Origin of the sequence: Atopobacter sp. AH10 (assembly GCF_003664595.1) — a bacterium.
Lineage (GTDB): Bacteria > Bacillota > Bacilli > Lactobacillales > Aerococcaceae > Atopobacter.
This window is the reverse complement of record NZ_QXPZ01000019.1, coordinates 73243-93380: the sequence shown is the minus strand read 5'-3', so window position 1 is coordinate 93380 and position 20138 is coordinate 73243. Positions and strand designations below refer to the sequence as shown.

At 39.1% G+C, this 20138-nt stretch carries 19 protein-coding genes; 2 read left to right on the top strand and 17 right to left on the bottom strand.

What is annotated here, in order from left to right; translation table 11 throughout:
* Genes D3H64_RS04455 through D3H64_RS04435 form a run of 5 tightly spaced genes read right to left on the bottom strand, consistent with a single transcriptional unit; the run spans position 1 to position 4251 of the window.
* Complete coding sequence (locus tag D3H64_RS04455; protein ID WP_121565063.1) at positions 1 to 876, bottom strand: hypothetical protein; 876 nt, start codon at positions 874 to 876, stop codon at positions 1 to 3.
* Between the two features lie 2 nt (positions 877 to 878).
* On the bottom strand, positions 879 to 1391 hold the full coding sequence (locus D3H64_RS04450; RefSeq protein ID WP_121565062.1) for a PTS sugar transporter subunit IIB: 513 nt from the start codon (positions 1389 to 1391) through the stop codon (positions 879 to 881).
* 22 nt (positions 1392 to 1413) lie between these two features.
* Positions 1414 to 2256, bottom strand: a complete 843-nt coding sequence (locus D3H64_RS04445) for a PTS system mannose/fructose/sorbose family transporter subunit IID (protein ID WP_121565061.1) — start codon at positions 2254 to 2256, stop codon at positions 1414 to 1416.
* A 20-nt stretch (positions 2257 to 2276) separates the two neighbouring features.
* A complete protein-coding gene (locus D3H64_RS04440; protein ID WP_121565060.1) occupies positions 2277 to 3134 on the bottom strand; it encodes a PTS sugar transporter subunit IIC in 858 nt (285 codons plus the stop codon).
* Position 3135: 1 nt separating this feature from the next.
* A complete protein-coding gene (locus tag D3H64_RS04435; RefSeq protein ID WP_121565059.1) occupies positions 3136 to 4251 on the bottom strand; it encodes an iron-containing alcohol dehydrogenase family protein in 1116 nt (371 codons plus the stop codon).
* Positions 4252 to 4551: 300 nt separating this feature from the next.
* On the opposite strand from D3H64_RS04435, the gene D3H64_RS04430 reads away from it, so the two are divergent.
* Positions 4552 to 5436, top strand: a complete 885-nt coding sequence (locus tag D3H64_RS04430; protein WP_121565058.1) for a MurR/RpiR family transcriptional regulator — start codon at positions 4552 to 4554, stop codon at positions 5434 to 5436.
* 89 nt (positions 5437 to 5525) lie between these two features.
* On the opposite strand, the gene D3H64_RS04425 is transcribed toward D3H64_RS04430, so the two are convergent.
* On the bottom strand, positions 5526 to 6194 hold the full coding sequence (locus tag D3H64_RS04425; protein ID WP_121565057.1) for an HAD family phosphatase: 669 nt from the start codon (positions 6192 to 6194) through the stop codon (positions 5526 to 5528).
* A 264-nt stretch (positions 6195 to 6458) separates the two neighbouring features.
* Between D3H64_RS04425 and D3H64_RS04420 the strand changes: the two genes are divergently transcribed.
* A complete protein-coding gene (locus D3H64_RS04420; protein ID WP_121565056.1) occupies positions 6459 to 6785 on the top strand; it encodes a putative heavy metal-binding protein in 327 nt (108 codons plus the stop codon).
* A 218-nt stretch (positions 6786 to 7003) separates the two neighbouring features.
* Here D3H64_RS04420 and D3H64_RS04415 read toward each other — a convergent pair whose 3' ends face one another.
* From D3H64_RS04415 to D3H64_RS04360, 11 genes are all read right to left on the bottom strand, one after another.
* Entirely contained in the window at positions 7004 to 8194 is a 1191-nt protein-coding gene (locus D3H64_RS04415) for an NADH-dependent oxidoreductase (RefSeq protein WP_121565055.1), read from the bottom strand.
* A 328-nt stretch (positions 8195 to 8522) separates the two neighbouring features.
* Complete coding sequence (locus tag D3H64_RS10535; protein ID WP_305000257.1) at positions 8523 to 9713, bottom strand: cobalamin-independent methionine synthase II family protein; 1191 nt, start codon at positions 9711 to 9713, stop codon at positions 8523 to 8525.
* A 183-nt stretch (positions 9714 to 9896) separates the two neighbouring features.
* Positions 9897 to 10232 carry a sulfurtransferase-like selenium metabolism protein YedF gene (yedF, locus tag D3H64_RS04400; protein WP_121565053.1) on the bottom strand — a complete coding sequence of 112 codons (336 nt, stop codon included), beginning with the start codon at positions 10230 to 10232 and terminating at the stop codon, positions 9897 to 9899.
* Between the two features lie 322 nt (positions 10233 to 10554).
* Positions 10555 to 11403, bottom strand: a complete 849-nt coding sequence (locus D3H64_RS04395; RefSeq protein WP_121565052.1) for a DMT family transporter — start codon at positions 11401 to 11403, stop codon at positions 10555 to 10557.
* A gap of 175 nt (positions 11404 to 11578) precedes the next feature.
* Entirely contained in the window at positions 11579 to 13390 is a 1812-nt protein-coding gene (locus D3H64_RS04390) for an acyltransferase family protein (protein WP_121565051.1), read from the bottom strand.
* A complete protein-coding gene (locus D3H64_RS04385; RefSeq protein ID WP_121565050.1) occupies positions 13380 to 13781 on the bottom strand; it encodes a hypothetical protein in 402 nt (133 codons plus the stop codon). Before D3H64_RS04385 ends, D3H64_RS04390 begins: the two co-directional genes overlap by 11 nt.
* Before the next feature lie 177 nt (positions 13782 to 13958).
* A complete protein-coding gene (locus D3H64_RS04380; RefSeq protein WP_121565049.1) occupies positions 13959 to 15419 on the bottom strand; it encodes a C69 family dipeptidase in 1461 nt (486 codons plus the stop codon).
* A 412-nt stretch (positions 15420 to 15831) separates the two neighbouring features.
* Entirely contained in the window at positions 15832 to 16782 is a 951-nt protein-coding gene (locus D3H64_RS04375) for an ABC transporter ATP-binding protein (protein WP_121565048.1), read from the bottom strand.
* Positions 16739 to 17950 carry an ABC transporter ATP-binding protein gene (locus D3H64_RS04370; protein ID WP_121565047.1) on the bottom strand — a complete coding sequence of 404 codons (1212 nt, stop codon included), beginning with the start codon at positions 17948 to 17950 and terminating at the stop codon, positions 16739 to 16741. Before D3H64_RS04370 ends, D3H64_RS04375 begins: the two co-directional genes overlap by 44 nt.
* 63 nt (positions 17951 to 18013) lie before the next feature.
* Complete coding sequence (locus tag D3H64_RS04365; protein ID WP_121565104.1) at positions 18014 to 19072, bottom strand: ABC transporter permease; 1059 nt, start codon at positions 19070 to 19072, stop codon at positions 18014 to 18016.
* Between the two features lie 80 nt (positions 19073 to 19152).
* Positions 19153 to 20112, bottom strand: a complete 960-nt coding sequence (locus D3H64_RS04360) for an ABC transporter permease (RefSeq protein WP_305000258.1) — start codon at positions 20110 to 20112, stop codon at positions 19153 to 19155.
* Positions 20113 to 20138 lie beyond the last annotated feature (26 nt).

Genomic DNA, 20138 nt, shown 5'->3' with positions numbered 1-20138 from the left:
TCACTTCCTCCTTAGAAAATCACAAACTGTATGAATTCTTTCTTCATTTACCATCACATCATTTAAATCTTCAGGCCTTAAATAGAACTTTCCCTCTGTTGATCGTGCGCTGATCAGATAAGATATACGCTCTTTTGTTGGAACGACTTCAATATTCTTTCCTCTCGGGTAAGATTTTTTTGAAAAGAAATACAGATTCTGACCTGATCCAATACTATCTAAGCAAATTAACTCAGCTTTCTCCTTAATCAATCCTTCGATGACTTTTAATGAATAGTCTCCATAAGACCCGTTTGGGAAAAATATGTAGGCCTTATCCCTAGACTGGTCAGTCGCAATAAGCCTTAACATGGCCAAAAGAGAAGAAGTATTCCGTACCCCATTCTTTTTTCTTGGCAACCCTTTGGCTACTTTACCCAAAGTGAAAAAGTAAAGGAAAGCCATCAAAATAAGTAGGAGATTCGTCCAATAAGCCTGTGTTCCATGACTTAACAAATGCCTGTAAGCTAAAATTAGTGGCATACCTAATAAAAAGACAAGAGCACTGCTTAGACAAGTAAGAGCCAAAGTCTTTTTTTGCTGACCTTGATGATCAAAGAAGACATAAGACCCGAAATGGCGCATAGGCGTGTCATAATAACTGCAAATAATACGATCTGCCTGATCAACTTTCCCGACTAAAATAAATTGACCTAAATCAGTAGATCCCCTTGAAAACGCCTTGACACGCACATCCTGACGATATTGAGAGATATCTTTGACCAAGCTATGAATCGCTCGCTCCATTTGCTTTTTGCTATATCTGATCGATAAAAGGCCATGATATCTCACCAACCAGTCCTTCCATACGGTTTGTGGCTTATTCACTTCCTTCATCTCTACAAGCTCAAATCAAACAGTTTCAGTCCGTCTTTTAAGGACGTCTTTTCTGCTGCTGGAGTGGATTGGAAATAGATATCCTTCACCTGATACTCCTGATATAACTCTTTCAACATTTGGGCATCTTGTTGATTCATATACACAGATCTGGAAACTTGTTTATCTGTTTCACTATTTTTCTGCGCAATCCCGCCAATATTTAATTCCTTTAACGGCAAACCACTTTTCACTAAGTCATACATGGTGCCGATAGTCTTGGTCAGTAAAATACAACTATAATCTTTTAATTGGTATTCATTCCAATAGTGTTTCATCCGTTCTACAGTTGTGACAACCGTTTTTTGCCCTGTCCGGCTACCCGCGTTCATATACAATTCACGCATGAATTTATCTTTAGCGACCACATCGTCCACAACAAAAATAGAATTCACACCACTTTTTTGTGATAAGGTCATCATCACCTGTCCATGAATTAAGCGTTCATCCACTCGAGCTAAATTAACTTCTCCCATGAATAGATCTTCCTTTCGTGATTTATAAGATACCAACTGCTGCTAATACGACAAGGATGAGGGTAAGGTAAATCAAAGCCTGTGTAACTTTTAGACCCTTCTTATCGTAGTAGAAGTAGACCCCCATAACAGTTGCTAGTGGTAAGATACCTGGCATGACCTTATTTAAAATATCTTGTAGGACAAATTCTCGACCAGACAGCGTAAAGGTTAAGCCTGACTTGACACTGACATAGTTACCAGCTAGAATCCCCATCATGAATAACCCTAAGATAGACAAGGTTTCAATCATCGTTTGAACCCCAACCCCTTGCATCAACTCGTTCGCATTACGACCTAAAGCAAAGGATTTACGAGCGAAGAAGAGACCAATCATAAATTGGTAGAGGGCAAAAGTAACAAATGGGAACAAAGCACCTAAAGCACTCCCCTTTTGTGCCCAAGGAATAGCAATCGCAATAAAAATATATTGCACAGTCCCTGAGTCGATAGCGTCCCCAATACCTGCTAAAGCTCCCATTAACCCAGCTTTAGTGTTATAAAGCAAATCATCTGTCATAGAAATTTCTTTATTTTCATATTCTTCGTTAGCTCTAGCTTCTTCCATAGAAGACATCAAACCTGTAATAACCCCACCGCCCCAAGTCAACTGCGTATTAAAAAAGAGTAGTTGACGGCGATAGGCTGCTTGTAGGCGATCTTTATCTTTGTAGAGCTTGCGAAGAATTGGCATCATCGCATAAAGTAATGATGCTGCGATATAACGTTCGAAGGAATGAGGAATTTCATTAGCGAAGTGCCATCTTAAATAGGCTTTAGTTACATCTTTTTCGGTAATTTTTTCAGGTGCTAATTTGGTCGTCATGTTAATCCTCCTATTCCTTTTTAGAATCCATCGTCAAAATCAAGGCCATCATCAAAAGTTGCTTCCCCTGAGCTAACAGCTTTATCATCTGAACTTGCTGTTGCAGCTACTTTGGCCTTACCGCTTCCTTTAGCATTGACAAAGATAAGAGCGATTAAGATCCCGAAAATAGCATAGGTAACCATGGTAATTTTCAATGATGCAAAAGCGACACTAGCAAAATAAGCTAGGAAGAAGAATGGCATTAATTCACGCCGTCCGATAACATAGATCGTTGTCGCAATACCTATAGCAGCAAGGCCACCACCAGTCACTTCTAATATATGAATAATCACTGTACCTTGTAACTTAGCAATAACACTGGCAATCACTGGCGCTCCCCAATAAAGAGCAGCAAAGATTAATGGAACAAACAAAGCGAAAGAAACGATGGTAGGATACCAAATGATTGAGCGAACAATTTTTTTCTCATCCATATCCTCTACAGCCTTATCCGTTGCTTTCCCGATAAAGGTATTGAGGAAAAAGCGGAATTGGTAAAGATAGCTCCCCAACAAACCAACTGGTACGGCCACTGCTATGGCCGCTTTAGCTGATAAGCCACCTAAAAGAGCAACTGGCACCGCTACTGCAGCCGCAACAGCTGGTTCTGATGGCATTTGTCCACCTGGTGAGAAAACCCCCATGTAGATCAACTGCAAGGCAGCGGTAATCACCATAGCTTCACCCACACGACCCATCACAATCCCAACGAAAAGACCAGTCATGAGTGGAGAAAAGCGCAGAGTTAAAGTAGCCCCACCACCAAGCCAACGAGACATTACTGAAGCAACCCAAAGAGCGATAAGCAAACTTTGCGTAACCGTTAATGTGGACATATTAATCCTCCTCAAGATAATGCTTGTTCATATAAGTTTCTAAACGAATTAATGCAGATTTTAAAGCAACAGGCGTCGTGTCTACAGGAATCAAATGTACTTTTTCCTTACTATCCATAAATTGAACCACTTTTTCTATTTGTTCTTCGCTCATTTCCACCCCCATTTCTTTCAAACTAATTGGTGAATGAATTTGCCGGTAAAAATGAGCCAATTGATCCACTTGGTCATACCGATCTTCCAAGGCCATTTGGTATAGCATTCCATAACCAACAATTTCACCATGCAAATACTCATGTATTTCTGGGCAATACTTACCTAACCCATCGTGAAGGGCATGGGCTGCTGCATTTCTCGCATATTTATCCCCTAGTCCCCCAATTAAACCTGCTATCGCAAAAACAATCTCCGACATATTGTAAAATTCCTTACTCATGCGTTGATGCTTCATATCATCGATAGCTTTAAAAGTTTGCTCCATAATTTTCTCTTTAGTGAAGACGGTTACATAACGAGCTAACATTAATGGCGTTTCATCTTGTAAATTTTCTTGTGATAAAATCGCATCTGACTCATACCATTTGGCTAAAGTGTCTACAATACCTGCTATAAAATAGCGAACTGGAGCATCCATTACCAAAGCAGGATCGGTAATCAAAAAGGCCGCTTGTCTTAAAAAGTGTTCACTTTTCCCTTCAGACTCTCCATTTTCTTTATACATGACAGATAAAGGCGTCCATGGCGCACAATTACTGGCTAAAGTTGGGATCAAGCCAAATGGTTTATTGGCTAAATGAGCCGCATAGCCTACCAAGTCAGCTAACTTCCCTCCGCCAACACCGATGATAAAATCAATGTCATTTTCTAGCACTTTTTGTCGAATATTTTCAGTATCTGCATAACTACATTCCCCTAAATATTGGTAAAAGGAGAAGGAAAAATCTTTTTCATTTAAAAATTTGAGGTAAGGCTTGGCTTTTTCCCAAGACTTTTCGCCATGAACAATCAAAACGTTTTCACTTTTGTATTCAACCAAGACATTAGGAACAAAATCAATGGCATCTGTACAATATTGGTACAGCTGAGGTCCTAATTTGACTTTCAAACCTTGAATCATTTTTGACAACTCCTTTTCTTTTCTAACTGTAATAAAATCATTTTTTCACATTTTATTTGTTTTACACCATTAAACTACCATAAACTTTTTTTATTGTAAACACTTTCGATAAAAAAAGTTTTTTATTTATGCTAAAATAAGTATGGTCAAACAAAAAAAGCCCGCTACTTCTCAAAGCGAGCGTGCTATAATTGACGGGGAATTAAGCTAATATTCGACCAAGAAGAAATTATTTTAACTACTTCCTCTACACTTTCGCCTACTCATCACTTTCCTATCAAACAAGAAGGAGGCTTGTCCATGAACAACCATTACTTAAAAAAAGTTATTCGTCCTTTCCAAAGCAGTTTTACAGAGTTAGAAAATAAAATTGCGGACTATCTCATTCAAACCACTCGTAATCTAGCCACTTGTACACTTGATGACTTAGCCAACGAAATTGGCGTTTCAAATTCCTCCCTTTACAAGTTTGTTCGAAAAATAGGTTACAATGGCTATCAAGATTTTCGTGTCTCCATCGCCACCAATCAAAATACTTCTACTAATCCTTATGCCAATTTTTTCCCCAATTTTCAAACCATTGAAAAAGAAGATTCTCCTCATATCATTGCCCAAAAGGTATTAAATGCAAACTTATATTCCCTATCCAACTCTCTAGAATATTTAGATGAAGAAAAATTAACTCATATACTAGAAAGCATTTCGCATTCTAAAGCTTTCCATTTTTTTGGTGTTGGTGGGTCATCTATCACAGCCTACGATAGCTACCATACTTTTTTACGGTCAAAATATTGGTGCAATTATATTAGCGATACCCATCTCCAACTATCCGTCGCCCATAAATACACAAAAGACGATTGTATTTTTCTTTTTTCCCATTCTGGTCTCTCCAGCGAAATTTTGCACGTAGCCAAAGCTATTCGAGAAACTCCCGCCAAAATTATCGTCCTCACAGGTAATGCGGCATCTCCTCTATGTAAATATGCAGATGAGGTGATCCTGGTAGTGACGGAAGAAGCTATCTTCCGAACAGAAGCGATGATGTCTCGAATCAGTTACATCACCATCATGGATATCCTCTATGTCAACCTCATGTACTTAGACTACGATAACAACTACCAATCCCTTAAGCAGTTACGAAAAACACTATCCAGCCGAAAAATACTGCAAACGCCTAAAGATTAACCCTCTATTATAGCGCTAGGCACAACAAAAAAGACGAACTTTTCTTTTTCTTGGAAAAGCTCGTCTTTTTTATTCCATCATTCTTTTTATTAGGCTCTTGTAAAAACTTCTCTTGCAGCTGTCTCAAAGTCTGGAAAAGACATCACTTGAACATGTTCCTTGCCTTGATCACGAATCACATGGTCAGATACCAGGAGAGTGTCCACTTTAGCATTCATTGCTGCTTGATAGCCATTTTGGGAATCCTCTACAATTAATACTTCTTCCTTTTTGAATCCAGAGCGATCAATCACCTTCAAATAAACTTCTGGATCTGGTTTTTGCTGATGAATCGTGTCTTGATACTCCATATAGCTAAAGTAATGACGAATATCCCTTTGCGCAAAAATTCGATCTGCCCTTTTTTTAGACGATAGGGTCGCTAAAGCCAAAATTATCCCTCTCTGATGTAGGCTATCTAAGCTTTCTAACACACCTGGCATGAGAGCTACTCCACCATGATCGGCTATTTGGTTAAAATAGTCCTCCCGAACCTGGCGAATCTTCTGAACTAGATCAGCATCCCCCACACATTGCAAGACAATTTTGTTATTTTGCTCCACCGAGTTACCCGACATAGCCTCAAAAAATTCTTCCGACTCTTTATATCCTAAAGCCTGAAAACCTTTTTTCCATCCTTCTTTGTACAAGCGTTCGCTATCAATAAGGGTTCCATCCAAGTCAAAAATGATCATCTTCTTCCGACTCAAATCTATCATTGCTGACCTCCTATTTTACTTTTATAAGCTTCAATCAATTTTTTGTTGATCACTAATAACAGCATTCTTATCCCAATCAACGCCCTCACTAGCTTAATCCCATTGTAACCGATGATTGTAGAAGCGTCCACGTTATAATAAAGCGTTTACACTTTTAAAGTTACCTCTCCTAAACGCAAAATCTTCAGAAAAATCCGCCTCAAGCCTAGTATACACTTACGTCACATTCAAGTATACTTAGCTATAGAAAAGGAGTTGAAAAGAATGATTGTTACTACAACAAACGAAATTGCAGATTATCATGTAACAAGCTACAAGGGAATCGTATTTGGGGAAGTCATCTCTGGGGTTAACTTTTTAAAAGATATCGGTGCAGGTCTTCGCAATATTTTCGGGGGACGGTCTGCTGGCTATGAAGAAGAATTAACCAAAGCGCGTGAAGAAGCCTTGGAAGAAATGAGCAGACGAGCAAAAGCTTTAGGCGCAAATGCTGTCATAGGCGTTAAAATGGACTATGAAGTTTTGGGCGCTGACAATGGTATGCTGATGGTCACTTCTTCTGGAACAGCTGTCATCATCGAGAAAAACTAGTATTCCAAAAAAAGGATCAGAAAGTTATACAAGACCTAGAAGATGTAATAATCGAGAAAAACTAACATTCAAAAACAATAAACTCCCCTACTGATCAGTCAAATTTTTCAAACTAAAAAGGCCTCTAACGCACCTTATAAAAGTGCATCAGAGGTCTTTTCTTATCCTATCTTTACTACAACATCAGTAGAGATTTGTAGAAGATTCAACCTTACAGCTTAATAACCTTCTCGATAGTAGTCGTCTCCTTTATAAAGGTCATGCAAGCTAAAAATAGATTCCCGTCCAGGCATTTGTAGTGGCATCCGTGGATCTGAAAAGAGAGTGATTAAAGCTGGTGGCAATTTAGAAATCTTAATTTGTTCCGGAGAAATCGCCGTTACAATTTCATTTCCTCGCCCTTCCATAATCTTCTTCCCAAATTCTGGGTCAATTAAAGTACCCCGACCTACTGCCACTAAATCCCCATAGTTCAAGGCATCTTGAGCTTTTTCTTCATTGGTCACGCCACCAACCACAATCAATTTCACATCATCTGGCAAGACTTCTCTATAAATTTGTGAATAGGATTTATCATAGCCAGCTGGAATATTCTTGTAGTTCAAATTAGACACATGGATGTAGTCAAAGTCATAATTCTTACCCAAATCTTCCACTAATTGCTTGGAATCTTCAATCGTGTAACCGACATTTTCCCCATGAATTTCTTCTGGGCTGATCCGATAACCCACGATAAAGTCTTTTGGCGCTTCTTCACGAATCACTTTAAAGACTGCATCATTGACCATCCGGATAAAGCGCGTCCGATTTTCGTATGAACCTCCCCATTGGTCTGTCCGTTGATTTGACCATTTAGAGAAGAATTGTTGGTGCAGATAATGATTAGCCCCATGAATTTCTAAACCATCATAACCAGCTTTAATAGCCCGACGAGCTGCTGCACCGAAAGCTTCAATGACTTCATAAATTTCTTTTTCAGTGATTTCTTCTACTGGGTAATCCAAGAAGCTAAAATCGATCTTACTTGGTGCTAAAGCACGTCCCCCGTGTCGAGCAGGATAATTAGATTCTCTCCCCGAGTGGTTGATTTGAAGAATAGCCTTATTCCCTTTAGCCTTTAATAATTTCGCGATCTTAGCCAAACCTTCGATATGTTCGTCACTTTGGATCCCCAATTGTTCCTTATTTGCTCCCCAAGTGTGAGAAGGCCCGCCATCTTTAATGACATAGCAATATTCCACAATGATCATAGAAGCTGATTCCGGACGAACAGCATAATAGTCTAAAGTATCCTGACTCACAAAGCCTCCACTCAAACCTGAATTTGTTAACATTGGAGGTTGTACAATCCGACCATTAATCTTTGCTCCATGGCGAAAAGTAACTTGATCGGTTAATTTTTTTACCATTAGACCTCATCCTTTCTCTGCAATAGTTCCCTTTCAGTTTAACAAATAAATCCATCACCCGTCTAGAAAAAAACAGGAAAAGCAACTAGACGCCCTATTCCTACTCTTATATGCGATTTATCCTTAAATGATAGTTTTTTTATTCAAAAAAATCACCTCTCAAGTCACTCTTGAAAGGTGATATGGGGATTCGTGTATCTTACTTAAACTAAGAGATTATATTCGTCCTCTAGTTCTATCTCTATCATTTATTTCATCTAGGCTGAGAGACTAGCTACTTCTCTAAAAAATTCCAAATCTACTGGGCTAATCCTTACCAAACTAACCCCTAGTTCACATATTTATCCCGAAGGATTTGGGCTGCTTCCGTCATATGCTTCAATTTTTCTTGGATCACTGGATAAGGATTAAGTGGCCTTTGTGCAAAGGTTGCAAAGCCACAGTCTGGATTCAGCCAAATCCGTTCAGCTGGCAGGTATTTCAGCGCTTCTTCTACCCGATTGACAATGTCCTCTACACTTTCCACCTCATCACTTCTAGGGTTGATGACTCCTAAACCTAAAATAATTTCGTCAGCTAAGTCATTATTTTTAAAAAGCAGGCCGACATCCCCTGCACGTGGCGTAGAAAATTCAAGATTCAACATCTTAGCGCCAACCTTGGTAAAGAATTTGGATAACTTGTCATAAGCCCCTTCAAGGAGTGCTGATTCATCCTTGGTCCAATTCCCCCGACAAACGTGGATAGCCCCAATAGAACCAGAAGCATTAATCAAGTCTAAAACAGGTTTCATCAATTCTTCGGCAAATTTCAATTCTCGGTCAACCTTGACCTTCGCTGATAAAGCCCCTCAGTAGAAGGAAGAACCTGCTTCAGCACAGTTGAAAACCACATCAGAAAGGATAGGCTCATCCAATTGAATAATATCTACTCCTAAATCAATCAAACGTTTGGTTTCATTCAAGACCATTTCTTGAATATCTTTCCCTAATTCTTTCCGACTATCGTAAAATTTCCCTGCCATCTCATCCATCCACATGGAACGAGTCAGTAGGTAAGGACTTGGAATAGTGGCCTTAATCGGGTGATCTGTCATTTTCTTTAATTGCTGCATTTCTTTATAATCCAGTTCTGCATCTAAAGCAATCTTATCGACAATCACCGGGCTACTTAATGTATCATCCAAAGCATCCATATTGGCCCGACTTTTTTCAAATTGCTCCCGATCTTCCAAACTAGCAGAAATTTCTTCCAAAGACATTAATTGAATCCCTGGGACTTTTTCAGCCACGAAAGACATGTAATTATCCCGATCTAATTCCCCATTAACCACTACATCAATGCCACATTCCTCTTGAAAGCGAACAATTTCTTCGGTTTCTTTTGCTAGCAAAGCTTGATAGGCAGTTTTACTTTCTTCTGTCTGATCCATCGCTTTGGCTTTAGCCTTTAACAAGTCTTGACTTCTCGGCATACTCCCCATTAAAGAAGTCGTAAACGCCTGATAGGTCTTGGCCATAATTCTCCCCCTTTACTATTCATCTACATGATATCATACCGCTAATTATTCAAAAATTCTATTATACAGGCCTGAAAAACGAAGGAGCTAAAAGTCCAAAAAGCAAAAGACAAGCTACCAGATCAGTCCAGTAACTTGTCTAAAGCTAAATCTTTTTAAGATGACATAATGAACAATTCTGGACTAAGGTTTGATGATGTGATCGCTAGCTGCTAAAATGTCAACCACTTCACCCATGGTTGTCACGCCACCAACTTCTAACTTCTTATCCAATTCTAAGAAGTTCAAGCAAATACCGCAAGAAAGAATATTAACTCCTGCTGCTTCTAAAGCTTTCAAGTCATCAATAGCTTCAGACCCCTTGCAAGTTAAAGCAACCCCTTCACCATAAAGAATGATGTTTTTAGGTTTTTCTTCTCTTTCAGCAAGAGTATGAATAAAACCAAGCATCAAGGTTTGAGTTAGAGATTCTTCCCCTTTACCCATTTCTTTAGAAACAATAACAACATCGTATGCCATAAGTTTCTTCCTCCTCAGTTTTTCATTTACTACACGCTTATTTTAGCACCTTTAATCGATAGTGGAAATCGTTTTCAAAAAACATCATAAGTAAGTCAATTTCATTTAATACCTAAATAAGTCCATTTATTCATACTTTATTAACTTAATTTCCATTTACCATGCTATTAAATAGATTGCTTAAGTCATTTACCTTAGCAAACGATCTTCATCTAAAAATATTCTGCTCACTTTTTTCGCTAAAATTAGCTATAAAAAAATGGCTTATCTATGTGAGATAAGCCACTGACTCCTCCTATAAAAGACTAGCATCCTATTCCCTTTAATCTCGCTTAGTCGCCAAACGAACAGCAGAGATTAAAAGAATCATGCTGACTAAGATATTCAAAGTTAAAGCTTCATGTAAAAATATGCTGGCAAAAAAAGTCGCAAACATAGCTTCAGAGGTCAAAATGATAGCTGCCAAACTAGCTGGAAGTCGTTTAATCCCATATATTTGCAGGACATAACACATAATGGTCGAAAAGAGCGTTAAGTAAACCAACAAGCCTATTTCCAGTGGGGTATGGAAAGCTATTCGTGCGCCAGACAAAAAGCAAGCAAGAAAAGCCAAGCCAGCTGTCACGCTAAATTGGATAAAGGTAATCAGCTTGACACTGCTCCCTTTCATTCGAGAAGAAAAAATAAGGTGCAAAGAAAAGAAAACCGCGTCAATCAAAGACAAAACTGTTCCTAAATTAAGGGCAAGGCCGGCACTATTTAAGGTCAGAAATCCCACCGCTATCAAGGCAAGAAGGCTGGCCATAAATATCTTTTTCCCTGGATGCTTTTTATAGATGAACCAAAGAAAGTACGGAGTAAAAATAACATTTAGTGCGGATAAAAAAGCATTGTTAGCCACTGTAGTCAATTTCAAGGCAAAACTTTGCGTCGTAAAACCCATAAATAAGCAAAATCCAGAGGGTATCCCTTGTTTAAATTCTTTCCACTGGATCGTCTTTATTTCCTTAAAAAATAAAGCTAGCATGATGAGGGCTGCCAAAGAAAAACGGACGGCCAAAAGTGCCATAGTATCCACAGTTTCTAGTGACTTAGACAAGGCGACAAATCCTCCACCCCATACACATGTCGCCATTAGAATAGCCAACATTCCCTTTGTTTTTTCTGACATGTTCCTACCTCTTTCGAAGATCTGCTCTTGTGTTCAAAAATACTACTGACTGACTTTCCAATCTTATTTTTTGTAGACTTTCACCAGTAAGTTATCCGGACAAGCCACTCTCATAAAAAATGTTCGCTTCCTAAGAGGTCACGAACATTTTAAATTATTAGCTATTCCTAAGCGATTAAGGTTTAGCTCCCTTCTTCTTAGCCTCTTGAAGAGCCTCCATCAAGAGATTTTTGTAAGCCTTATAAGCATCTTCTTTCCCATAAAAATGGATTTTATCCGTTCCTTCATAGAATTCTGGATGCTTTTCAGAAAAAGCTTGCCAATCCATGATCGCTATATACTTGTTGGCCTTGGCAATCTTCCGCATGGCTTCAGCCACATAGGTCAGATTATCTCGTCCATTATAAGGGGTCACAAAAACAACTTTTCGTCCAGCTGGAATTGCCTTGAGTATTTCTTTTAGATAGTACTTCGGTGAATCTTGATTATTCGTTCCCAAAGCCACAACAACATACTCGCCTAATTGATTTTGCTGCCTCAATTCTCTAATCACATCTGCTCCCACTTCCAGCAGACGACTACCTTTAGCATCAACACTCAGATTGCTTACGCTACTTTCCAAATAATTCTTTGGTCCAAGCGCTACACTATCCCCAATAACCGAAATGGATCCTTTTTTGTGCATATCCGCTGGCATCAAGATCTTGACGTCCCGATTGCTATCAGCTAGAGCGTCTCCCCCTGCCATTTTAACACTTTGCGATAAGTTGTTAATATCCGCTTCAATCTTCTGCACATCTCCTTCAACCGTCTTTTCCCAAATTTGTTTTTCCAAACTGAGCATGTCTGGTTCTCTATAGCGCACCAAGCCACTTAAAGCGATGATCAAAAATGGACTAGCTAGAACAAGTAATCTTGCCCTAAAGGATTTCGGTTTTAATGGTAGAAAAGCAATCTCTTCTCCTCTAAACAAGGGTTCCCATATTTTTTGGTTAAGGATAACTGCCCCTATGATTAAAAATAGAATTATCGGATATTTGATGAAGGAACTGGTTAAACTAGAGACCATCACCATAAAAGGATAATGGAAAATATAGACCCCATAAGTGTAACTGGCTAATTTAGTGATCAGTTTTGGCTCATAGACATGTTCAGCATTCAGACATTGAGCAATCGCAAAAGCTGTCAGTATATCGATAACGAAAAAGCCGACGAGATAGGTTTGTTGGTCATTATAATTCAGTAGCAAGGACAAAATTAAAGTAACCACAGTTAAAGTTCCTAGAGCTAAGGCTGGCGATAAACGAGGAATTTGATGATCTTCTAAAAAGACTGCCAAGAAAGCCCCTAAGAACAAGGAGTTCATCCGAGTAAAATCAGAGAAATAATTAAATGAGGTGCCGAGCTTCCCAGTTAACACCCCTATATACAAAATAAGGTAGGAAATAAGAGTCAAGGCCAGTAAGAGACGTTTCAAATAAATTTTTATGCCTTTAAAATCTAAAGCTTTCTTCTTTGCCACTTGGAGGATAGCCAGTATAAGGACAGGCATTAAGATATAAAAATGAATTTCCAAGGCCAAAAACCAGGTATGGAGGAAAATATGCTTAATAAATTGCGCTTCATATGAGCCACCATTGAGAATTTCATACCAGTTCGTATTAAAGGATAATACAGCAGCAACTTGTTGGGGTAAGCCGACCAAATAATCTGTTGACACAAATTGAACAAAGACTAAAGAAATGATCAGCATCAGCAAAATAGCTGGAACAATACGAATAAAACGTCTATTTATAAACCGCCCTAGATGAATATGTCCCGTCTGATTAATCTCTTTTAAAAAATTGCGCATGAGCAAATAACCAGACAAAACAAAAAGAATGTTCACCCCTAAAAAACCAGCAGGAAGGATCTTATCAAAGAAATGGTAGATAAGGATCACTACAATAGCAAAAACTCTCAGTGTATCTAAACCTTTAATTCTCATCTTTTACAGCCTTTCTCACCCAATATCCTTTACCTTTCAGCCAAACCGTTCCTTTTGGAGCAGTATAGCTTACATTTTTGGCCATTTTATTTCCATTAAAAGTCCCCTTATAAACAGAACCATCATCAAATCGGAATTCACCTTTCCCATAAAAACGACCATCTTTAAACTTTCCTTCGTAACGACCTTTTTTTTCTACCGTCAAAAAGCCCTGATCCGTAAATTTATCTTGCTTAATAATTCCCGTATAGGTCATATTTGATCCGAATGGCTTTTTCACCACAAGAGTCTTTGCCGGACGACAAAAGGCAAAGGCAGTACACACTGCCATGAAGACTAGCATGCCCCTTTCAAATAGGCTAAAAAAGTTGTCTTTTTTCCTTTTTTCCATGACCAAACTCCCTTTCTTTATTCTTTTTTATTCTATCATGAATCCCTCATCCATAGTAGGGAAAAAAGACCAACAACTGAAGGCAAAACAATATTTCCTCCCATTAAGAAAAGGCTATCCTCTACATGAGAATAGCCTTTTTATTAAGGAGTTGTGATATCAATTACTAGCTAAATTTTAATTATCTGACCGTGCAAAGCCATTCTTCATAGCCATACTAGCGACATAAAGCACTGTATCTAATAGATCAGTGGTTTCTTCTTCTAGGTAAGCTGCCATTTCTTCATTAGCTTCTTCTAGCAAATCATGCACATCAATTTGACCTTCTTCTGCCAAGAATTTCTTATCTGTCTTATTGATGATTTCATGCCCCTTAGATTGGACAGCCAGTTGGTAACGTTCCACATGTTGATTAGTCGTGTTAAAGTGCGGATCACATAAAGCAGCTATAATCCGATTAGCCCAGTAAACATTTTCAACGCTTGGTTTAAGCGTCGTATTGCTCAAATATTCTGGTGTCTTCCGCACGTTAGGGTAAAATGGCACGATAGCATTATAGACATTAGAGCCAAAAGCTAGCCATTGAATCGAACGAATGGCTTCTGGCATATATGGACGAATTTGCGTAATCCCTAAAACATCATTACGGCTAATCCCTATTGGACGGAATATCCCTTTTTCATTCGGATTGGTGTTGTTCCCATAGCAATCATATGGTGTTCCTTGATAATGATGACTCATCACATATTTGACATCTTCAATAGTGATCTTGCGTTCCGGCACTAAACACCAAGGTAAGTTTTCAGAATCTGGTCGATAATCCGCATCTGGTCCATCCCACTTGTAAGAATTGCGGTTAAAGTATCTCAACATAATCCAAGCACGAGGAGTGTTGTAAACCTTGTCGGAGTCACTATTCGTTCCAAAAACAAGACGTGGGTTAAATTTCCCATCTTTGTTCAAGTTCAAATGATTTTCTTCAACAAATTCTTTCAAATCGTCAGAGCATAGGAAGTTTTCCTTGTCTTCAAAGTCAAAATAGTCACTTCCTAATTGATTAGGATTCACAACATAGGCATCATCTGGAACTCGTCTAGCCATCCAATGATGCCCACCAATCGTTTCTAACCACCAAATTTCGTCTACATCATGAATAGCGATAGCATTGACTTCATAGGTACCATATTTTTCCAACAAAGCGCCCAGTCTTAACACACCTTCACGAGCTGTTGAAATATATGGAAGAACAATCGTCACAAAGTCTTCTTCTCCAATACCGCCCTTCTTCACTTCACCTTCAACATATTCTACAAGAGGATCGGCTCCAAGAACTAATTCATTTACCGCAATGGTTTCAGTAGCTGTTAAAGCAACATTCTTTTCGTTAACGCCACAAGCCCCCCAAACACCTCTCCATTTCTTAACATTTGGGACACAAGTATAGCGCATTGGATTGTCTGGTAGCTCAATTTCGCAATCTGTCCGAACAGATTTATAGTGGATCGGTTGATCTTTTGGCTCAACAACGATAAATTTCTTTGCTTTAAACATGCCAGATGCTGAATCTTCAATTCTAGCCGCAATAGTTGATCCATCATAACTAGCATTTTTACCAACAAGAATTGTTGTACAAGACATAAGAAAGAAACCCCCTTAATCAATGATATAAGATATTGAAGCACTTACACCCTATAGCCTAGACCCATTTTAAGGACTTGTCAACAGGTGAAAAAGGCGCTTACATCTGTCTTATTTCCTTTTAATATCTAAAAGAAGAACGTCCAGCTAGCTGACTAGATCTTTCCTAAAAAAAGGTAGCTCCCACTTTTCTGCATTCCTACAGATCTCTTCACTTTTTTATGACCTATCTTTTCTTACCAGATGAGGGCATTTAGGGCCTACTTTTCTATATTCTTTTTACCTAGATAAAAATTTTCTCATTCCAAACTCTATAACGATCAGAGCAATTTTCTTAAATTTTGCTTCTTTTATAGTCTATTAAAAGCGGAATCCCTCAAACTCTTATCTGAGGATATGATTGATAGACTAACTAAGCCTCTTGTCTTAGGTAATGATTTGGCGTAACTTCTAGCCACTTCCCTGTATTAGACACTTCTCGATCAAAAATAAGCCTTTTTCTTTCCCTTTCATGGTCGGGATCTGGTAAAGGAATGGCTGACAAAAGGCTTTTCGTATAAGGGTGTTGGGGATTGCGATAGAGTTCCTCTGCCTCGGCTAATTCGAGCAAATGCCCATGATACAACATAGCTATACGATCAGAAAAATATTTCACCATCGATAAATCGTGGGCAATAAAGAGATAAGTTAAGCCTAACTTTTCTTGTAAATCGGATAGTAAATTAACAATATGGGCTTGAATGGAAACATCTAAGGCTGAAATAGGCTCGTCGCAGATGATAAATTCTGGTTCTACTGCTAATGCTCTCGCAATTCCAATCCTTTGTCTTTGTCCCCCTGAAAATTCGTGAGGATAACGTGAGCCATGCACTTTTTGTAAGCCCACTAATTCCAACAAATCGTCCACTTTCTCTTCCCTTTCTTTGGGACTTGCCGCTAATCCATGAATATCTATCCCTTCACCGATAATGTCTCTCACTTTCATTCGAGGGTTTAAAGAGGCATAAGGGTCTTGGAAGATCATTTGCACTTTTTTTCGGTAAGCCAGGAGTTCTTTCCCTTTCAATCGACTGATTTCTTTTCCTTCGTAAATAATCTTCCCTGAACTAGCGGGATATAAACGAGCAATCAAGCGCCCGATAGTTGATTTCCCTGAACCAGATTCCCCAACCAGTCCAAAACTTTCTCCCTTATTGACCTGAAAACTCACTCCATCTACTGCCCTTACTTCATGGTGCTTATCTAAGTGAAAGGTTTTGACTAAATGATCTAGTTCCAGTATAGGAGTGCTTTGTTCTTTTTCAGCTTGCTTATATTCTTCACGCTCTTCTGTCGCTGATTTGCTCCAATCGATTTTGGTCATCTATCTTCTCCTCCTTCCTCGCTTGATAATAAGCGAATCGTTTTTGAATATGCTCTGGTAAAACGAGTCGTGGGGCTAGAGGATGCAAAAGCCAAGTCGCCGCATAATGATCTTCTTCCACTTGAAATAAAGGGGGTTCCATCTCCCAATCAATAGCTAAAGCATAAGCATTTCTTGCCGCAAAGGCATCTCCTTTTGGAGGATGAATCAATACTGGGGGTGTCCCTGGAATGGTATGTAATCGGCCTTTTGTTTCAAGTGTGGGCAAAGAAGCTAGTAAACCCCAAGTATAGGGGTGTTGAGGATGATAGAAAATTTGATCCACTCGACCAGTTTCTACAATTTTGCCTGCATACATCACGGCTACTCTATCCGCAATTCTAGCAACCACTCCTAAATCATGGCTAATAAATATCATCGCCATTCCAGCTTCTTCTTGTAATTTCTTTAAAAGCTCAATGATTTGGGCTTGGATCGTCACATCTAAAGCGGTAGTAGCTTCATCCGCAATCAAAAGCTTTGGCTTGCCCGCTAAAGCTATAGCAATCACGATTCTTTGCCTTTGCCCTCCTGATAATTGATGGGGGTATTGGAAAAGACGTTCTTCGGCTTGCGTCAGCCCACATTTCTCCAATAGATGGATCGCTTCTTTTCTAGCTTCTTTCTTTGAAAATCCCCGCTTATAGAGCAATACTTCTTCAATTTGCCGACCAATGGTTAATGTCGGGTTCAAAGCAGTCATTGGATCTTGAAAGACCATGGCGATCTCGCTCCCCCGTATTTTTTGAAAGCCTTTATCGTCTAATGTCGTTAGCTCTCGTCCAAGATATTGAATAGACCCCGCTACAATTTCCGCATTTTTCCCTAAAAGACCCATTAGGCTTCTTGAACTGACTGTTTTCCCTGAACCTGATTCCCCAACAATAGCCAAAGTTTCCCCTTGCCGTAAGTGAAAACTAATCGAACGTACCGCTTCCACCTCACCATCCTGACTATGAAAATGAATTTCTAAATCCTTCACTTCCAGCAAAATATCTTCTTGCGCAGAAGCATTTACTGCTTGATCTGCTCTTCCTGAAACATCTTCTCTTACTTTTTTTAGACCAGCTCCTTGATTTGCCTCATTTTCAAAAGTATCTACTTTTTCTTGCTTTTTTCCTCCTGTCATCACATCACCTCTTTCTGATATCGTATAAATTTATTTATGCATTATCTTTTATGCCTTAGTTATTTAATTTTTCGTTTTTGGGTCAAAAGCATCCCGAAGCCCATCTGCCAGCAAGTTAAATGCCAACATTAATATGGAAATAACAGCTGCTGGATACCACATGAGATGAGGATAAAATCTGAAAGTTTTATAGCCATCATTGATCAAAGTCCCTAAAGAAGCTGCTGGAGCTGGTAGGCCAATCCCTATAAAACTCAAGAAAGCTTCAAAGAAAATAGCACTTGGCAAGGCGAACATGACTTGAACAATAATCAGACCTAGCATATTGGGCAATAAATGTTTTAGAAAAATACTCGGCGTAGATTGCCCTAGGACACGTGCCGCAAGGATATATTCTTGTTGTTTTAAACGCAAGGTTTTCGCCCGAACCACTCGAGACATCGAGATCCATGAGGTCAAGGAAATCGTAAGGATAATGGACAGTAAGCCAGGCTTTAGCACCAAAAGTAATAAAATAACGATGACTAGATTAGGTACGCCAGAAAGAATCTCAATCACCCGTTGCATGAGTGTATCTACCTTCCCACCTAGCCATCCAGACACCAAACCATAAGTCACTCCAAAAATCACATTCAAGAAAGCAGCCACAAAGGCGATCAATAAAGAAATACGCAAGCCGTACAAAATACGTGAGAGCAAGTCCCTACCCAAGGCATCTGTCCCCAAATAGAAATATTGGCCTTTTGGAACTTGCGCTAATTGATAGGCATCAACCGGAGCAGATCCTTTTGTATGGTTAAATCCATCGAAAAGTGACCAATGACTTAAAGCCGGTATCTTTGGTGGCAAATTGGCGAAAGATGGCTCTTGCGCAATAGGCGAACGTGGCGACAAAACAGGCGCTAAGACGGCAATCCCTATTAAAATAAGTAGCACTAAAAGAGAAAGCAAAGCTGCCTTATTCTTTTTTAAACGTCTAAAAGCATCTTGAAAAAAGTCTTGAGAAGGACTTTCCCTTTCTTCTAACTCTTGCTGATTAAGTCCCTCATCAAAGCGAAAATCATCTGGACTTAAACGAGGGTAGGAAGATAGCAAGGCCTTATTGTAGGCTGTATCAGGCATTTTAGGAAGTGTCGCTGTTGCCACCCCTTGCGTATGTCTAGCCTTTCCTAAATCACGCCTAGAAAAATCATCTATCTGATTCATTCAGCTTCACCTCCTGAAAGCTTCATCCGAGGATCAATCCACCCATACAAAATATCTACCAATAAAATAAACACTAAAAGAAAGCTGGAGTATAAAATAGTGATCCCCATAATAGTTGGATAATCATTCACTAAAATAGATTTCGTAAATTGCTCCCCAATCCCAGGAATGGAAAAGATATTTTCAATCACTAAAGACCCTGTCATCAACCCAGCTGTCATAGGCCCTAAGATAGTTAAAAGGGGAATAATCGCATTACGTAATGCATGTGAAAAAATTACATAGCTCTTTGAAAATCCTTTTGCTGTGGCTAATTCAATATAATCCGTGTTCAAGACCTCTACCATCTCTGTCCGGACAAACCGAGCGGCATCTGCTGTTGGCCCAATAGCTAAAGCTAAAGTAGGCAAAATGGTCGATAGAAACCCGTCCTTCCAAAAAGCAATAGGTAGGCAATGCAAAGTCACAGCAAAAACAAATTGTAAGGCGACAGCGAAAACAAAATTAGGAACCGATCTTCCCCCAATTGCCAAAACCGAAGTCAAATAATCTAAGCAAGAATTGTGCTTTACGGCTGCAATACAGCCTAATAAAGTCCCTACTATTGTTCCCAATAACATTGCCTGTAAGCCTAATTGAATAGAAGGGAGAGCACGAGCTTTAATCAAGTCCGTCACTGGCGTGTTATTGAATTGGAAAGAAATACCTAAATCCCCTCTCAAGGCATTGGCCAAATAGTGACCATATTGTTGCCAAAGGGGCAAATCTAAATGGTATTTAGCCTTTAAACTAGCCAATTGAGAAGCGGTTAACATTTCTTCATTAGCAAATGGTGAACCTGGGAGAAATTTCATCAAGAAAAACGTTAGAGAAACGATAAGCCACAAGGTGATCAAAAGATAGATCACTCGTTGAATCAAATAGCGTCGATAAGTCAAACGATAAACCTCCTTAATAAAGAACACCACTTGCCTCCTTGATC

Excerpts from the sequence above, each read along its gene's own strand:
- D3H64_RS04380 (WP_121565049.1), bottom strand. The coding sequence starts at position 15,419 with ATGTCTTGTACAACAATTCTTGTTGGTAAAAATGCTAGTTATGATGGA.
- D3H64_RS04455 (WP_121565063.1), bottom strand. The coding sequence starts at position 876 with ATGAAGGAAGTGAATAAGCCACAAACCGTATGGAAGGACTGGTTGGTG.
- D3H64_RS04385 (WP_121565050.1), bottom strand. The coding sequence starts at position 13,781 with ATGGAAAAAAGGAAAAAAGACAACTTTTTTAGCCTATTTGAAAGGGGC.
- D3H64_RS04425 (WP_121565057.1), bottom strand. The coding sequence starts at position 6,194 with ATGATAGATTTGAGTCGGAAGAAGATGATCATTTTTGACTTGGATGGA.
- D3H64_RS04450 (WP_121565062.1), bottom strand. The coding sequence starts at position 1,391 with ATGGGAGAAGTTAATTTAGCTCGAGTGGATGAACGCTTAATTCATGGA.
- D3H64_RS04415 (WP_121565055.1), bottom strand. The coding sequence starts at position 8,194 with ATGGTAAAAAAATTAACCGATCAAGTTACTTTTCGCCATGGAGCAAAG.
- D3H64_RS04435 (WP_121565059.1), bottom strand. The coding sequence starts at position 4,251 with ATGATTCAAGGTTTGAAAGTCAAATTAGGACCTCAGCTGTACCAATAT.
- yedF (WP_121565053.1), bottom strand. The coding sequence starts at position 10,232 with ATGGCATACGATGTTGTTATTGTTTCTAAAGAAATGGGTAAAGGGGAA.
- D3H64_RS04440 (WP_121565060.1), bottom strand. The coding sequence starts at position 3,134 with ATGTCCACATTAACGGTTACGCAAAGTTTGCTTATCGCTCTTTGGGTT.
- D3H64_RS04430 (WP_121565058.1), top strand. The coding sequence starts at position 4,552 with ATGAACAACCATTACTTAAAAAAAGTTATTCGTCCTTTCCAAAGCAGT.
- D3H64_RS04375 (WP_121565048.1), bottom strand. The coding sequence starts at position 16,782 with ATGACCAAAATCGATTGGAGCAAATCAGCGACAGAAGAGCGTGAAGAA.
- D3H64_RS04395 (WP_121565052.1), bottom strand. The coding sequence starts at position 11,403 with ATGTCAGAAAAAACAAAGGGAATGTTGGCTATTCTAATGGCGACATGT.
- D3H64_RS04370 (WP_121565047.1), bottom strand. The coding sequence starts at position 17,950 with ATGACAGGAGGAAAAAAGCAAGAAAAAGTAGATACTTTTGAAAATGAG.
- D3H64_RS04390 (WP_121565051.1), bottom strand. The coding sequence starts at position 13,390 with ATGAGAATTAAAGGTTTAGATACACTGAGAGTTTTTGCTATTGTAGTG.
- D3H64_RS04365 (WP_121565104.1), bottom strand. The coding sequence starts at position 19,072 with ATGCCTGATACAGCCTACAATAAGGCCTTGCTATCTTCCTACCCTCGT.
- D3H64_RS04420 (WP_121565056.1), top strand. The coding sequence starts at position 6,459 with ATGATTGTTACTACAACAAACGAAATTGCAGATTATCATGTAACAAGC.
- D3H64_RS04445 (WP_121565061.1), bottom strand. The coding sequence starts at position 2,256 with ATGACGACCAAATTAGCACCTGAAAAAATTACCGAAAAAGATGTAACT.